Source organism: Lentzea flava, assembly GCF_014648475.1.
GTDB lineage: Bacteria > Actinomycetota > Actinomycetes > Mycobacteriales > Pseudonocardiaceae > Lentzea > Lentzea flava.
In genome coordinates this window covers 45685-60706 of the sequence record NZ_BMRE01000012.1, presented here as the reverse complement: position 1 = coordinate 60706, position 15022 = coordinate 45685, and the positions used below count along the sequence as shown (strand labels likewise).

Genomic DNA, 15022 nt, shown 5'->3' with positions numbered 1-15022 from the left:
AGGAGTAGACAGGACGTATGACCTACGTGGATCTTGTGCTCCAGCGGCTCTCCACGGACGGCGAGCGCGAGGCACTGGTCGGCGGCGACACCCGCCTCACCCGCGCCCAGGCCCGCGACCTCCTCTTCCGGCTGGCTGACGGCCTCGCCCACCGCGGCATCGGACCCGGCGACGGCGTGGCCGTGTACGTCGGCAACACGCCCGAGGCGGTCCTGCTGAACCTGGCCGTGCACCTGCTCGGCGGGCGCCTGGTGTTCGTGCCGCCAGAGCCGGGCCCCTCCGAGCTCAAGGCCCTCATCGAACGGGCGGAGGTCGCCGCCGTCGTGGTCGACCCGGAGTTCAGCACGCGGATCGACGGCTGGCACCTGCAGGACCTCCCCCGTGATCCGGTCGAACGGACCCCGGCCCCTGACTACGCCACCGTCGCCTACACCGGCGGCACCACCGGACTGCCGAAGCTCGCGGTGCACCGCCCGGACCGGACCGGCACGATGGACGCGCGGGCGGGCCTGCCCGCGATGAACTGGCTCTGCAACACCCTGATCACCCACGGCAGCGGCGCCTCCGCCGCGCAGATCGCCCTGCTCACCGGGTCGAAGCTCGTGCTGGGGCCGTCGACGTTCGACGCGGACACCTTCGTGCGCCTGGCCCGCGAGGAACAGATCAACGCGACGATCTTCGTGCCGCCGATGATGTACGAGGTCCTCGACCACCCGGACTGCCCAGGCCCGCAGTTCGGCGCCGTCATCGTCGGCGGGTCCCCGCTGGCCCCGAAGCGGCTGCGGCAGGCGATCGAGAAGTGGGGCCCGGTCGTCAACCAGGGCTACGGCATGACGGAGGCCTACGCCATCTCGATGATGCCGGCCGCGGAGATCGACCTCGACCGTCCGGACACCCTGCGCACGGTCGGCAAGCCCAATCCCGCGCTGGAGGTCGAGATCCGCGACGGCGACGTGTGGGTGCGCGGGCCGTCCGTCATGGAGGGCTACTGGGGCGAGCCTCCGCTGAGCGAGACGAGCGACGGCTGGTTCAACACCGGCGACATGGGCTACCTCGACGACCAGGGCTACCTTTACCTCAACGACCGCAGCAAGGACGTCATCGTCACCGGCCGGACCTCGGACAACGTCTACTCCCGCCTGCTCGACGACTTCCTCGTCACGCTGCCGGGCATCCGCCAGGCTGCGGCGGTCGGGAAGCCGGACGATGCCCTCGGCGAGGTGGTCCACCTGTTCCTCGTCACCGACGGGCAGGATGTCGATGTCGACAGGATCCGCGATTCGGTCGTCGCCGAACTGGGTGAGCTTTACCAGCCCAGGGGCGTCACGATCGTGCCTCAACTCCCTCTGACCAAGGTGGGAAAGGTCGACAAGCGCCAGCTTCGTTCCCTGTTTCGGTAAGGTTCGGAGCAAACCAGGAGGTGACGGATGCCCCGTCCAAGCGTGGAAGCCGAACGCAAGGCGCAGATCCTCGCGTCCACCTGCAAGGTGATCGCGGCCGAGGGTTTCCGCCACCTCCGGGTGTCCGACGTGGCCAAGGACGCCGGAGTCTCCGGCGGCACGGTCCACTACTACTTCGAGACCAAGCGCGAGCTGACCGACGCCGCGTTCGAGCACTGCTTCGAACAGTCGGTCGCGCGCCGCCGCTGGATCCTCGAGTCGGACGAGCCGCCGCTGTCGCGCCTGCGCATGGTCGTCGAGTCGTACCTGCCGGAGGGCGCCGAGACGGTCGAGGCGTGGAAGGTCTGGGCCGAGCTGTGGGTCGAGGCCATCCGCAACCCCGAGCTGCAGGAGCTCAACGAGCGCTTCTACGGCGAGTGGCGCGACATCGTGGCGAGCATCTTCCGCGACGGCCAGGCCTCCGGCGACATCCACAGCTCCGGCGATCCGGTCGAGCTGGCGAACATGATGGTCAGCATGCTCGACGGCCTGGCCCTTCAGGTGCTGGCGGGCTCGAAGGCCATGACGGTCGACGCCATGCGCACGACCTGCCTGAGGTTCGTCGACCAGCTCTCCACGGCGTCCGTCGGGTAACTCACCCCGTTCGCCACCAGGCAGAGCGCGATCAGCAACGCCACCGGCGTGCGCGTGAACCCGAGGAACAGCAACCCCTTCGGCACCGGCACGGTCTCCGCGAACCGCTGCGCCTCGCTCAGCAACAACCCGCCGAACATCAGGAACACCACCGCCAGCGGCAACGTGCGCCCGATCATCCCCACCGCGACGAGACTCGCCGCCGACACCGTCACGAGCACGGCCGTGAACCACCAGTGGTGCGGCGAATGCCAGGGTTGCTTGCCGCCGCGGGCCATCAACCAGTCGCCGAACAACACCGCGACCGCACACAGGACCAGCACCCGCATCGCCGTCAACGTGTTCTGCCCGTCATACGCCATCGGCACGTAAGCCATGACGAGCGCACCAAGCGGCGCGACCGCAAGCCCCCGCGCCACCCGCATCACCGCGGGCCGCTGGTGCGGGCCGGGCCTCATCGCGGCCCTGGCCCTGATCCGATCCGCCTCACCGAGCTTGCTGCGAGCAGCCTCCGCGTCCTCGGCCTCCCACACCACCCACACCAGCCCGAGCAACACGACGATCCCGAGCACCACGGCGTACCCGGTCAACTGCCGCGGCCCGTAGAACCACCCGACCGCCCCCACCAGCACGCACAACCCGAGCCTGATCAACGCCCCGAGCTCCGGTCGCGCACTGCGCCACGTCTTCTGCGGCCACGACGTCAGCACGAGCCGCCGCGCCACGAACCACACGCTGGCCCCCATCGCGAGCACCGCGACCCACATCGCAAGCCCGATTCCGGGATCCCGCAACGACCTCGTGTCTCCGAACACCACCATCGCCGCGACGAGCGCCACGGTGACCGCAGGAACCCTGAGCCGCCCCAACGCCCACAGGTGCTCACGCACCCACCGGTCCCGGTTGCGCCAGGCCGACTCCACGGCCACGAGCACGAGGAACCCGAGCGCCACGAACCCGACGGGACTGCCGCCGAGATGCGCCGCCGCGAGCACCGTGATCGGCACCGCCCGCGGATACGGGCTGCCGGCGAGCGTGAGACTGCGGAGCGGGGACGGCGGCCCCTGCCGTTCCTTCGTGCGCAACCACTGCCAGGCGTGCCACAGCAACGGCGCGTAGACCGCGATGAACACCGTGTCGACGAGGAAATCAGCCCGCATCTCGCCTCCCCAAATGTATGGGACAACCGTGCTGTCGCAGGTCAGAGGCTCGGGGTTACGTGCCGTAACTCATCCGGGTGAAATCAGGGTTCGTCCCCGATGCAACAGATGGACTATCGCGCGCATTGTGGGTATATGACCACGACAGTTGCTTTGAGCAGGCCCAGGACCAACCGGATGATCGCGGGTGTGTGCGCGGGGCTCGCCCAGCGCTGGGGCATGAAGGCGGGCACCGTGCGCCTTCTGTTCTTGTTGTCCTGCCTTCTGCCGGGACCGCAGTTCGTCGTCTACCTCGTCCTTTGGGTGATCATGCCCGACCGCGGTTACTGACAGACCGCCGAGAACGCGCCGCTCACGCTCCCTCAGGGGTGGGCGGCGCGTTCAGCACATCCCAGGCCGCCCCAAGGGTGTCTTCACCGCCTTGGCCACGTTTCCTCAGCCGCTTTGGCCTGCCGGGATGCCCGCGAGCTCCTCCGTGACGGACGTGAACGCCTCGGGCTGCACCCGCAACACCCCGCTGAACGGATGCGTCATCCCCAAACACAACACGCAAACGAACGCGAGCACGGCGGCAGTAACCCCCATCTGCACGACATGCCGCACCCGAGCGGTGAACCCGATCAGCAACGGAAACACGATCATCCCGACGGCACCGAGCAGCGTGCCGATCAGCATGAGCCTCCCGGTGTGGTCGAGCCCACCGGCCTGATCCAGCCGCTCCCGCCGCAGGTCCGTGATCTCCCGCAGCCGTTCCAGCGCCCGCTCCCGCGCCGACTTCACCTCCTCCGGTGTGGACGGCAGGCTCAGGATCTCGGTGTGCAGCGAGTTCAGCACATCGGTGGTCCCCGAGTCGGACTCGCCGGAAGCCAGCCGCGGCCATTCCTTGTCCGCCACCAGCTTCGGGTACGACACCAGCAGCGTCCGGATGTGATCACGTTGCGGCTGCGGCATCGCGGCGGTCTGCCAGTACGTGTCCGCCACGGCGGCGGCCTCGCGGGCCGCGTTGTCCTCGGCGGTGCCGTTCTCCTCCCACACGATCACCATGTAGAACGCCAGCGCCACGATGAACAGGCCGCTGATCACCGCGCCGAGGAAGCCGCGGGAGTCCGCGTCGCGATCGTCCGCCTGCGTGTGCGCGTGCGAGCGGCCGAACAGCAGGCAGGCGGCGACGGTGACGGCCACCGACGCCACGACGATCACAACAGCGGTCCACATGGTTTCCATCTCCCCACAGCGGGGACCGTTTGACCACGAACTCCACGCTTCTCGGCGGTCTGAGCCGCCCATCAAGAGCAACGCGGGTTGATCATGCCCACGGCCGGTCCACTTGAGAACGTTCACAGCAAACCGTTGGACACGAACAGGAGAACCGAGCCCCGACTGTCCTCGACGGAGAGTGAGGGCACCGCGGACAGCGCTCGGTGACAAGCCACGGGAAGCGTGTCAACCTGTGCCGACCCCGACCGGGAAGGCGTGGCATGCGCGTACCGATCCTCATCGCTGCCGTCCTGCTGGTTCCGCTGCTCACCCCCGGCCCACCGGTCGCCGCGGCCGAGGTGTGGCGCAGCCAGTTCAACGAGGCGGTGCGCGGAGACGTCGCGATCATCGGCAACAGCGTTCTCACCTGCCCGACACCCGAACAGGCCGGGCCCAGCCCGAAGTACCCGCCACAGTCCTGTGTGGACGCACAGAACCGCAAGGGGCACGGTCCCGCGGCGCAGAACAACGGCCACCGCATGTCGTGGACCGACGTCGACGACGACCCGAGGACGTTCAACTCCTCGACAGCGACACTCGCCGTCCCGCCCGCAGCCACGATCGCCTACGCCAAGCTGGGCTGGGCCGGCAGCGCGACCTGCCACGACGCGCGGCAACCACCCGGCAGGCCGGAAGATCCGGTCATGCTCAACGGCACGAGCGTCAGCCCCGACCGGTTCGCCACGGACGAGCCGAACACCCTCTCCCCCACCGACAACACCTTCTACAGCGCCGAAGCCGACGTGACCCGCCGGCTCACCGGCCGCGATATCACCGTCGGCAACATCTGGGCGCCTCAGGGCTTCGACTGCTTCGGCGGCTGGTCGCTGACCGTCGTGTGGAAGGTCCCGGACGCCCCGATGCGGCACGTGTCGGTGCACGGCGGCCACGTCCGGCTGCCCACGAAGCTGCCCACGGTGCGCACCCCGATCGCCCCGACGCACGCGGCGGGCGGGATCACGAAGGTCAGCGTCACCGCCTACGAGGGCGACTGGGCGAGCGACGGCGACCAGATGCTCGTCAACGACACGTCGATCGCCGGGCGCAACGCGTTCACCTCGTCGGCCCAGGGCGCGACGCACCCCAACAACATGAGCGTCGACGCCCGCACGGTGACCGTCCCCGAGGACGTGCTCCGGCCGGGGGCCAGGAGCGCCGAGCTGACGTTCCGCCGGGACGACGACGCCTATCTCGTCCAGAACGTCGCGTGGTCGTTCCCGCTGCCCGAACTGTCCCTGTCCGTCGCCCCGGAACATCCCGCCGCCCACCCGAAGGACAACGTCGCCCAAACCGCGACCGTCACCAACATCGGGGACGCACCCGCAGCGGATGTCTCGGTGTGCGGTCAGAAAATCGGCACAATCGCCCCGCACGCGAAAGCCGCGCGCACGTGCACGTCCCAAGCCGCGGACGACGACTACCAGACCACGGTCACCGCAAACGGCATCAGCCGAGCCGGTGATCCGTTGACGGCGCAGAAGACCGCAAAGGTCGACGTCCTGCATCCGGCATTGCGCGCAACGACGACAACAGAGCCGTTGACGGCGCTGCCCGGACAAGAAGTTAAATTCTCAACAACTGTCACGAACATCGGCGACACCGCGTTGTTCGACCTCAACGCGCGTACGTCCACCAACGGCTGCGATCCCGTGCAACGGCAGCTCGACCCCGGCGCCACCGCCACCGTGGTCTGCGCGGCACCGGCAGGCGACGAGTCCGGCACGCTGACCGCAGCCGTCACCGCGATCGACAAGATCGGCAAGAAGGTCGAGGCGAGCGCGTCCGTGCAGGTCAGGGTGATCCACCCGCGGCTCACGATCACCGCGCTCTGGTCGAAGGACAGGGCGGCGGACGGCGAGCCGGTCACGGTGACGGTCACGATCGGGAACCCGTCCGACCTGCCGATCAACGACGTCGAGGTGGCCGGAGAGCCCGCCGCCTGCCGCCGGACCTTTCCCGTCCTTCGGCCAGGAGAGCGCGTGACGTACACGTGTCAGGCGATCGCACCGGTGAATTCTCGGTTGACGGTGTCGGGCGCGGGAGCAAGTCATGTCATCAGTGAAAGCGCCGTTGTTCGAATCGAATCGATCACCACGCCGCTGCCGCCGGAGCCGTCCACAACGCGACCGCTTCGTGACGAACCGGCGTCTCCGCGCCCGGTCGCGCACGTTCAGCAGGTGTCGAAACCGGCGGTAGGAGGCATCGCGGCGGTAATTGGCGTCATCGGCATGGTGATCGTCGCGAGCGCGTTTTCCGGGTTGGGCAAACGGTAAACTTTGAAAACGTTTGCAAATCCGGTAACGAGACAGGCGTGTTCCTCTAGGCCGGAATGCGGTAGAAGGACGTCATGGAGATCACCGCCTTCCTGGACCGCAAGCTCGCTCGCCGGTTCCGGACGTACGACGCCGACGGGGACGGGTACATCGGGCGCGAGGACTTCACACAGGCCGGCGAGCGCACCGTCAAGACGTTCGGGCTGGCCGACACCGATCCGAAGGCCGTCCGGTTCCACGCGGCGCTGCTCGGGCTGTGGGAGCAGCTCTCGTCCGTCATCGGTCAGGACCACGACGGGCGCATCAGCCTCGACGAGTACAAGAAGGCGTTCGCGGACGGGCTGCTCGAGACGCCGGAGTCGTTCGACGAGGGGTACGTCCCGTTCCTGGACGCGCTGATGGCGATCGTGGACGAGGACGGCGACGGCAAGCTCACCGTCGAGGAGCACGTCATGTGGACGGGCGCGCTGATGAACCTGTCGGAGGCGGACGCGCGGATGATCCACGACATGCTGTCCGACGACGACGAGCTCATGTCCGTTCAGGCACTGTTAGAGGCGATACGGGAGTTCTACTTCTCCGAGGATCCCGCGGCGGCCGGCAACTGGCTGCTGGGGTCATTGGACTGACGTGCTGCTGAAGACGCTGCAGGAGTACGCGGCACGGGCCCAGCCCGCCGCCCACGTCGAGGAGGCCGGCGGCTGGTGGCTGCGGCACTCCCCCGGCGACGCCTGGTGGGTGAGCGCCGTCCTGCCGCACGACCGGGAGGACCGGGTCGCGCGCGCCGAGGAGTTCTGCGCCGAACGCGGGTCCGGGGTGCGGTTCCAGATCACGCCGGGCGTGTGCGCGGACGATCTCGACGCGCGGCTGGACGGCCGGGGGTACACCCGCGGGCACGCGATGTCCCTGCAGATCGCCTCGACCGCCGAGGTGCTGCGCCAGGTCCACGCCGACGCGGGCGAGGTGAGCACGCGGCCCACCGACGAGTGGCTGGCGGCGTGGCAGGCGGTGACCACGCGGGACGTGAGCGCCGAACGCGACCTGCTCAGCCGGGTCGAGCACCCCAGCGCGTACGCGTGCGCCGAGATCGACGGGCAGGTGGTGGCCGTCGGGCGGGCCGTGGCCGAGCAGGGCTGGGCCGGGGTGTTCGGAATGGCGACATTGGCGCACGCACGAGGGCAGGGCGCCGCACGGTCCGTGCTCGCGGCGTTGGCCTCATGGGCGGCCGCACGCGAAGCGAACCACATGTACCTGCAGATGGAGAAGGCGAACAGCTCGGCGTTCCGGCTGTACGAGCGGACGGGGTTCCGCGAGGTGTGCACCTACCACTACCGGATCCGTCCACAACCAATCAGGAATCAAGAAGGCGGGAGCGGGGGCGCGGAGTTAGGTTTTGCGCCATGACCAGGACAGCAGCCGCGGCGCACGAGGCCGACACCCACGATCTGATCCGCGTGCAGGGCGCGCGGGTGAACAACCTTCGCGACGTCGACGTGGAGATCCCCAAGCGACGGCTGACGGTCTTCACCGGTGTCTCCGGTTCCGGCAAGAGCTCGCTGGTGTTCGGCACGATCGCCGCCGAGTCGCAGCGGCTGATCAACGAGACCTACAGCGCGTTCATCCAGGGCTTCATGCCGACGCTGCCGCGCCCCGAGGTGTACCTGCTGGAGGGCATCACCACGGCGATCCTCGTCGACCAGCAGCGGATGGGCGCCGACCCGCGCTCGACCGTCGGCACCGCGACCGACGTGAACGCGATGCTGCGGATCCTGTTCAGCAGACTCGGCACGCCGCACATCGGCGGCCCGCAGGCGTTCTCGTTCAACGTCGCCTCGATCTCCGGCGCGGGTGCCGTGACGATCGAGAAGGGCGGGCAGAAGGTCAAGGAGCGCAGGGAGTTCTCCATCACCGGCGGCATGTGCCCTCGCTGCGAGGGCCGCGGCCAGGTCTCCGACATCGACCTCACCGAGGTCTACGACGAGTCGAAGTCGATCCTCGAGGGCGCGATCAAGGTGCCCGGCTACAACGTCGACAACCAGTGGACCGTGCAGACGTTCGCGCAGTCCGGTTTCCTCGACCCGGCCAAGCCGATCCGCAAGTACACGAAGAAGGAACTGCACGACTTCCTGTACAAGGACCCGGTCAAGATCAAGGTCAACGGCATCAACCTGACCTACGAGGGCCTGATCCCGAAGCTGCAGAAGTCCATGCTGTCGAAGGACCGCGAGGCGCTGCAGCCGCACATCCGGGCGTTCGTGGACCGCGCGGCGACGTTCGGCACGTGTCCCGAGTGCGACGGAACCAGACTCACCGAGGCCGCCAGGTCGTCGAAGATCAAGGGTCTCTCGATCGCGGACCTGTGCGACATGCAGATCACCGATCTCGCCGACTGGGTCCGCGGCCTGAAGGAGAAGTCCGTCGCGCCGTTGCTGGAGAAGCTCGCGCACACGCTGGACTCGTTCGTGGAGATCGGTCTCGGCTACCTGTCGCTGAACCGTCCCGCCGGGACGCTGTCCGGTGGTGAGGCGCAGCGCGTGAAGATGATCCGGCACCTCGGGTCGGCGCTGACCGACGTGACGTACGTGTTCGACGAGCCCACGATCGGGCTGCACCCGCACGACATCGAGCGGATGAACAACCTGCTGCTCCGCTTGCGGGACAAGGGGAACACGGTTCTCGTCGTCGAGCACAAGCCGGAGACGATCGCGATCGCGGACCACATCGTCGACCTCGGTCCCGGTGCCGGTCGCAACGGCGGCACGATCTGCTTCGAGGGCACGCTCGAAGGGTTGCGCAAGAGCGGCACGGTGACCGGGCGGCACCTGGACGACCGGGCGGCGCTGAAGTCCTCCGTGCGCAAGGCTTCCGGCGTGCTGGAGGTCCGCGGCGCTTGCGCGAACAACCTGCGCGACGTGGACGTCGACATCCCGCTCGGCGTGCTGACCGTGGTCACCGGTGTGGCGGGTTCCGGCAAGTCGTCGCTGATCCACCAGTCGATGCCGAAGGACGCCGGTGCGATCGTGGTCGACCAGACCCCGATCAAGGGCTCGCGCCGGTCCAACCCCGCGACCTACACCGGGTTGCTGGAGCCGATCCGCAAGGCGTTCGCCAAGGCCAACGGCGTGAAGCCGGCGTTGTTCAGCGCGAACTCCGAGGGCGCCTGCCCCAACTGCAACGGCGCGGGTGTGGTGTTCACCGACCTCGGGATCATGGCGACGATCGAGTCGCCGTGCGACGTGTGCGAGGGCAAGCGGTTCGACCAGGCCGTGCTGGAGTTCAAGTTCGGTGGCAAGGACATCGCCGAGGTGCTCGCGATGCCGGTCTCGGAGGCCGTCGAGTTCTTCGGCGCCGGCGAGGCCCGCACGCCCGCCGCACACGCGATCCTGGCGCGGCTCGCCGACGTCGGCCTGGGCTACCTGTCGCTGGGGCAGCCTCTGACCACTTTGTCCGGTGGTGAGCGCCAGCGGCTGAAGCTGGCCACGCACATGGCGGACAAGGGCGGCATCTACGTCCTCGACGAGCCCACCACGGGCCTGCACCTGGCCGACGTCGAGCAGCTCCTCGGCCTGCTGGACCGGCTCGTCGACTCGGGCAAGTCGGTCATCGTGATCGAGCACCACCAGGCCGTGATGGCGCACGCCGACTGGATCATCGACCTCGGCCCCGGCGCGGGTCACGACGGCGGCAAGATCGTGTTCGAGGGCACGCCCGCCGACCTGGTGGCCGGCCGGTCGACGCTGACCGGCGAGCACCTGGCCGACTACGTGGGCGCGCCCTCGAAGCGCAGGAAGCGCTAACCCCCGATCACGAAGGCGAAGTCGGCGCGAACCCTCGCGTCGACCGCCATCGGGAGCCGGATCCGGCCTGAGTCGACGAGCCGTTTCACCGCCGGCCGGCTCAGGCCGAGTCCGCTGGTGAGCAGCTTTTCGACCCGGACCGGTGCCGGCAGCTCGAACCTGACGAAGACCTCCAGCGGCTCGCCGGCGCTGCCGATGCTGCCGATCTCGTAGAACGGCAGGTCGGTCTCCAGCACCCACGTGCCGGTCCAGTCGAGCCGGCGCTGCGCGTGGACCAGCTCGCGCACGATCGCCGGGTCGTTGTGCTCGAACCGCACCAGCCGCCGGTGGTCCAGCGCCTGGACGTGAACCCGTTCGTGGACGGGGATCTTCGACGTGCGGTCGCATCGCTCGCAGCCGATCAGCAGCCAGACGTCCAGATGCTTGCCGTTGGCGTTGACGCGGATCTTGCCGGTTGCGAGGTGCCGCGTGTGCCCGCAGTCGACGCAGGGCTTGACGACGGCGGGCAGTGCGAGCTCTCGGACGACCCAGAGCGACTTGTTTTCGGCATGACGAACAGAACTCATGTGATTCGGTGCTTCCCCAGGAGTCAGTGGGCGTACGGAAAAACCCGCACCGTCCACATGGGGTGCGGGTCAGCTGCTCACCGGGTCAGGACCACATGGCCGTGACAATGGCCAACCGAGGGGTCGGCGCGCAACGCATTTTCCGCGTCAGAACCTCTGCTCGATCTCCTCGACGGCGTCGGCCGCGATCTGCGCGGCGGTGGCACGCGGGTGGTCGGTGGCGACGATCTTCGCGACGAGCCGGCGCATGTTCGTGCCGATCTTCGCGAACGCCGACTCCGCGGTGGGCTCGATGTCGCCGAACAACGTCCACCACCACCAGGAGTTCGTGGCGGAGTTCGCCACGACGTCCGGGATGACCAGCGCGTCGATCAGCTCCTCCGCCTCCGCGGTCACCGGCATGTTGGCGGCTTCGACGATCAGCTTGGCGCGCACGGACTTCGCGTTGCCGGCGTTGATCGCATAGCTCGTGGCGGCGGGGACGAGCACGTCCGCCTCGACGTCGAGCCACTTGTCCCCGTCGAGCTGGACGTCCGTCTCGCGCAGTTTCGCCCTGTCGATACCGCCGTGCGGATCCCGGGACAGCAGAAGGGTTTCCACGTCGAGCCCGTCGGGGTTGGCGACGACGCCGTGCACGTCCGCGAGGCCGACGACGCGCACGCCCGCCCTGGCGAGGTAACGTGCCGTCGCGCCGCCCATGGAACCGAAGCCCTGGACGAAGGCGGTGGGGTTGTGCAGGTCGAGATGCTCGATGCCGACGAGCGCCGCCTCCGCGACGCCGTAGCCGCCGACCAGTTCGTCGAGGCTCACGCCGTCGACGGTGACCGCGAAGGCGTCGGCGAGCCGGCGGCGGGCCTTCTGCTCGTCGTCCAGCAGCGGGTACACGGCCTGGATCGACGACTGCAGGCCGATCTTCTCGATGGCCTCGTCGATCGTCGACTGCCGCAGCCCGAGGTCCTCCCCCATCGTCCAGAACCGCTCGATGTACGGGGACATGGCGAACAGGTAGGCCGTGAGGACGTCCTTGGCGCGCGGGTCGTACGGGTCGAAGTCGATGCCGCCCTTGGCACCGCCGAGCGGCACGTACCGCGCCCCCGGGTCGTAGTTGAGGGCTTCCTTGGCCGTCATCCCCTCGGCCAGCCCGCGCACCTCGTCGAGCGTGCAGCCGGCCCGCATCCGCAGGCCACCGCTGCTCACGCCGCGCACCAGGCGGTCGATGACGAGGTAGCCGCGCGCCCGCGTCGCCGGGTCGGTCCAGGTGACCTGGAGGTAACTCATCGAACACACCCCTTGACTTCAGCGTATGACCGCGGTCACATGGTCCGTCCAAATAACTGACTGACGACTCAGTTAACCATCTGGAGGACCCGTGAGCGAGGTACAGCCTCTCAGCGGCAACTGGCTGGGCGAACGCAAACACCTGCGCAAGTCACTCCGCCGGGTGGACGTGACGTTCTACCTGCTGTGCACCCTCGTCGGCCTGGACACGATCGGCAGCGTCGCCGCCAACGGGCCCCAGGGCCTCGTGTGGATGGTGATCCTGGCGGTGGTGTTCTTCCTGCCGTACGGGTTCCTGACCACCGAGCTGGGCACGGCGTTCCCGGTCGAGGGCGGGCCCTACGTGTGGACCAAGCTCGCGTTCGGGCGCCTCGCCGCCGGAGTCAACCAGGTGCTGTACTGGCTTTCCAACCCGCTGTGGATGGGCGGCACGCTCGCGATCATCGCGGTGACGACGTTCGAGACGTTCTTCCTGCCGCTGGGCATGGCGGGCAAGCACATCGCGGGCCTGGCGTTCATCTGGATCGGCGTTCTCGCCGTCGCCGCGTCGTTGCGCATCGGCAAGTGGGTGCCCATCGCGGGCGCGTTCGCCCGAGTCGTGCTGCTCGGCTTCTTCACCGTGTCCGTGGTCGTCTACGCGGTGAAGAACGGCGTGCAACCGTTGTCCGGCGGGGACTTCGTGCCGACGTGGGCCGGATTCGTCGCGCTGGTGCCCGTGCTGATCTTCAACTACGTCGGGTTCGAACTGCCGTCGACCGCGACCGAAGAGATGACCGATCCGCAGAAAACCGTGCCGTTCGCCATCCTGCGGGCGGGCATCGCGTCGTTCCTGCTGTACGGCGGGCCGATTCTCGGGATTCTGCTGGTGATTCCGGCCTCCCGGATCCAGGGGCTGGGCGGGTTCATCGACGCCGCCAAGCAGGTGCTGACCGTGTACGGCGGATCCGTTGCGCCCGATGGCACCGTGACCTTGACGGGCGCGGGCGCCGTTCTCGGCACCGTCTGCGCCGCCGGGCTGATCATCGGCGTGCTGACCTCCGGTGTCTCCTGGGCGATCGGCGCACACCGGGCACAGGCGGTCGCGTGTGCCGATGGAGCCGGGCCCGCGTATCTGGGGCGCTTGTCCTCCCGTTACGGCACACCGCTGCGCGTGAACGTCCTTTCCGGACTGTTGGCGTCCGTCGTTCTGGTGACGGCGTTGAACCTGACGGGCGGCAACTCCGAGAAGTACTTCACCGCCGGACTCGCCCTGGTGATCTCGACGACGTTCATCAGCTACCTGCTGACGTTCCCGTCAATGCTGGTGCTGCGCCGCCGGCTGCCCGACGCCCCGCGCCCGTTCCGAGCGCCTTTCGCTTTGCTGACAACGGTTCTGACGACCGGCCTGGTCGCGTTCACCGTGGTCGTGCTGATCTGGCCGCTGTCGCTGCCTTCCGCGTTCGAGGGCGAGCGGACGGCCTACACGCTGTCGCAGGTGGTGCCGCTGCTGATCGTGGCCGGCATCGGTTCCCTGTTCTACGCGCTGGGCGCGCCCACCCGTGCGCTGGACCGGGAACTGCGGCGGGACTTCATTTCGACATCTGGATGAGGAACTCGGCGTTGCTCCGAGTCTTGCGCAGTCCTTCGAGAAGCACGTCGACCTCGCGGTCCGCCACGGCCCGGCGCACCGCGTCCGTGATGGCGAGTTCCTGCGGGCTCACCAGCAGTTCCGCCTTGCGCGTGCTGGACTGGTGGAGGTCGACCGCGGGGTAGATCCTGCGCTGCGCGGCCTTGCGGTCGAGCTTCAGCTCGGCGTTGCCGGTGCTCTTGAGCTCCTCGAAGATCACCGTGTCGGCCGTGGAGCCGGTCTCGACGAGCGCCGTGGCGAAGATCGTGAGCGAGCCGCCTTCCTCGATGTTCCTGGCGGCACCGAGAAACTTCTTGGGCGGCGTGAGCGCCGTGGCGTCAACGCCACCGCTCAGGATGCGCCCGCCGTTGGGCGCGGCGAGGTTGTAGGCCCGCCCGAGCCGCGTGAGCGAGTCGAGCAGGATCACCACGTCCTGCCCGTCCTCGACGAGCCGCTTGGCCCGCTCCACCGCGAGCTCCGCCACGGCGATGTGCTCCCTGGGGTGCTCGTCGAAGGTCGAGGTGAACATCTCACCGGGGATCGTGGTCCGCATGTCCGTGACCTCTTCCGGCCGTTCGCCGACGAGCGTGACGATCAGGTGGACCTCCGGGTTGTTCTTGGCGATCGCCTGCGCGATGTGCTGAAGCACGATCGTCTTACCCGCCTTGGGCGGCGCCACGACGAGCGCCCGCTGCCCCTTGCCGACGGGCATGACCAGGTCGATCGTCCTGGACGTCAGCTCGCCGGGGTCGTGTTCGAGCCGCAGCCGCTCGTTGGGGTAGAGCGGCGTCAGTTCCTCGAACCGCGGCCTCTTGTGCGGCGCCCGCCCGTTGACGGTGTCGACGCTGATCAGCTTGCCGTCCTCGGCCTGTCCGCTGATCTGGTCACCCCGCCTCAGGTCGTACTTCCTGACGAGCTGCTGCGACACCAGCGGCCCGTCAACGAGAAATGCCTTGTTGTTGCGTATGTCGAGTACACCGATGTGCATCGGGACTGTCCTTTCAGGAGGGTAGGTTGAGATGCGCCTCATCGACTCCGCACACAGGCCGTGC

12 protein-coding genes and 1 pseudogene are annotated in these 15022 nt (G+C 68.3%); 8 read left to right on the top strand and 5 right to left on the bottom strand.

Annotated features, from left to right (window positions below):
* Positions 1 to 17 precede the first annotated feature (17 nt).
* Together IEZ09_RS16555 and IEZ09_RS16550 are read left to right on the top strand one after the other, a co-directional pair.
* Entirely contained in the window at positions 18 to 1400 is a 1383-nt protein-coding gene (locus IEZ09_RS16555; protein ID WP_189254596.1) for a class I adenylate-forming enzyme family protein, read from the top strand.
* A gap of 27 nt (positions 1401 to 1427) precedes the next feature.
* Complete coding sequence (locus IEZ09_RS16550) at positions 1428 to 2033, top strand: TetR/AcrR family transcriptional regulator (RefSeq protein ID WP_189254595.1); 606 nt, start codon at positions 1428 to 1430, stop codon at positions 2031 to 2033.
* On the opposite strand, the gene IEZ09_RS16545 is transcribed toward IEZ09_RS16550, so the two are convergent.
* Positions 1937 to 3193, bottom strand: coding sequence for a hypothetical protein (locus tag IEZ09_RS16545; protein ID WP_189254594.1), 1257 nt, complete (start codon positions 3191 to 3193; stop codon positions 1937 to 1939). The genes IEZ09_RS16550 and IEZ09_RS16545 overlap by 97 nt on opposite strands.
* 135 nt (positions 3194 to 3328) lie before the next feature.
* On the opposite strand from IEZ09_RS16545, the gene IEZ09_RS16540 reads away from it, so the two are divergent.
* A complete protein-coding gene (locus tag IEZ09_RS16540; protein ID WP_045313734.1) occupies positions 3329 to 3523 on the top strand; it encodes a PspC domain-containing protein in 195 nt (64 codons plus the stop codon).
* Positions 3524 to 3628: 105 nt separating this feature from the next.
* On the opposite strand, the gene IEZ09_RS16535 is transcribed toward IEZ09_RS16540, so the two are convergent.
* Positions 3629 to 4408 carry a bestrophin-like domain gene (locus IEZ09_RS16535; protein ID WP_189254593.1) on the bottom strand — a complete coding sequence of 260 codons (780 nt, stop codon included), beginning with the start codon at positions 4406 to 4408 and terminating at the stop codon, positions 3629 to 3631.
* Positions 4409 to 4671: 263 nt separating this feature from the next.
* Between IEZ09_RS16535 and IEZ09_RS16530 the strand changes: the two genes are divergently transcribed.
* The 4 genes from IEZ09_RS16530 (at position 4672) to IEZ09_RS16515 (ending at position 10520) form a co-directional block, all read left to right on the top strand.
* A complete protein-coding gene (locus IEZ09_RS16530) occupies positions 4672 to 6723 on the top strand; it encodes a COG1470 family protein (protein ID WP_189254592.1) in 2052 nt (683 codons plus the stop codon).
* A gap of 74 nt (positions 6724 to 6797) precedes the next feature.
* On the top strand, positions 6798 to 7352 hold the full coding sequence (locus tag IEZ09_RS16525) for an EF-hand domain-containing protein (protein WP_189254591.1): 555 nt from the start codon (positions 6798 to 6800) through the stop codon (positions 7350 to 7352).
* 1 nt (position 7353) lies between these two features.
* A complete protein-coding gene (locus IEZ09_RS16520) occupies positions 7354 to 8127 on the top strand; it encodes a GNAT family N-acetyltransferase (protein WP_189254590.1) in 774 nt (257 codons plus the stop codon).
* Positions 8124 to 10520: an ATP-binding cassette domain-containing protein gene (locus tag IEZ09_RS16515; protein WP_189254589.1), complete on the top strand. Its 2397-nt coding sequence runs from the start codon at positions 8124 to 8126 to the stop codon at positions 10518 to 10520. The genes IEZ09_RS16520 and IEZ09_RS16515 overlap by 4 nt, the downstream gene beginning before the upstream one ends.
* On the opposite strand, the gene IEZ09_RS16510 is transcribed toward IEZ09_RS16515, so the two are convergent.
* Both IEZ09_RS16510 and IEZ09_RS16505 read right to left on the bottom strand, forming a co-directional pair.
* Complete coding sequence (locus tag IEZ09_RS16510; protein WP_189254588.1) at positions 10517 to 11086, bottom strand: DUF1062 domain-containing protein; 570 nt, start codon at positions 11084 to 11086, stop codon at positions 10517 to 10519. The two genes, IEZ09_RS16515 and IEZ09_RS16510, sit on opposite strands and share 4 nt — an antisense overlap.
* Before the next feature lie 147 nt (positions 11087 to 11233).
* Positions 11234 to 12364: a Glu/Leu/Phe/Val dehydrogenase dimerization domain-containing protein gene (locus tag IEZ09_RS16505; protein WP_229812619.1), complete on the bottom strand. Its 1131-nt coding sequence runs from the start codon at positions 12362 to 12364 to the stop codon at positions 11234 to 11236.
* Positions 12365 to 12455: 91 nt separating this feature from the next.
* Here IEZ09_RS16505 and IEZ09_RS16500 point away from each other — a divergent pair, with 91 nt between their 5' ends.
* Positions 12456 to 13952 carry an APC family permease gene (locus IEZ09_RS16500; protein ID WP_229812618.1) on the top strand — a complete coding sequence of 499 codons (1497 nt, stop codon included), beginning with the start codon at positions 12456 to 12458 and terminating at the stop codon, positions 13950 to 13952.
* Here IEZ09_RS16500 and rho read toward each other — a convergent pair.
* Positions 13933 to 14949, bottom strand: a pseudogene (rho, locus tag IEZ09_RS16495) (transcription termination factor Rho); the annotation flags it as partial. The gene IEZ09_RS16500 and the pseudogene rho sit on opposite strands and share 20 nt — an antisense overlap.
* Positions 14950 to 15022 lie beyond the last annotated feature (73 nt).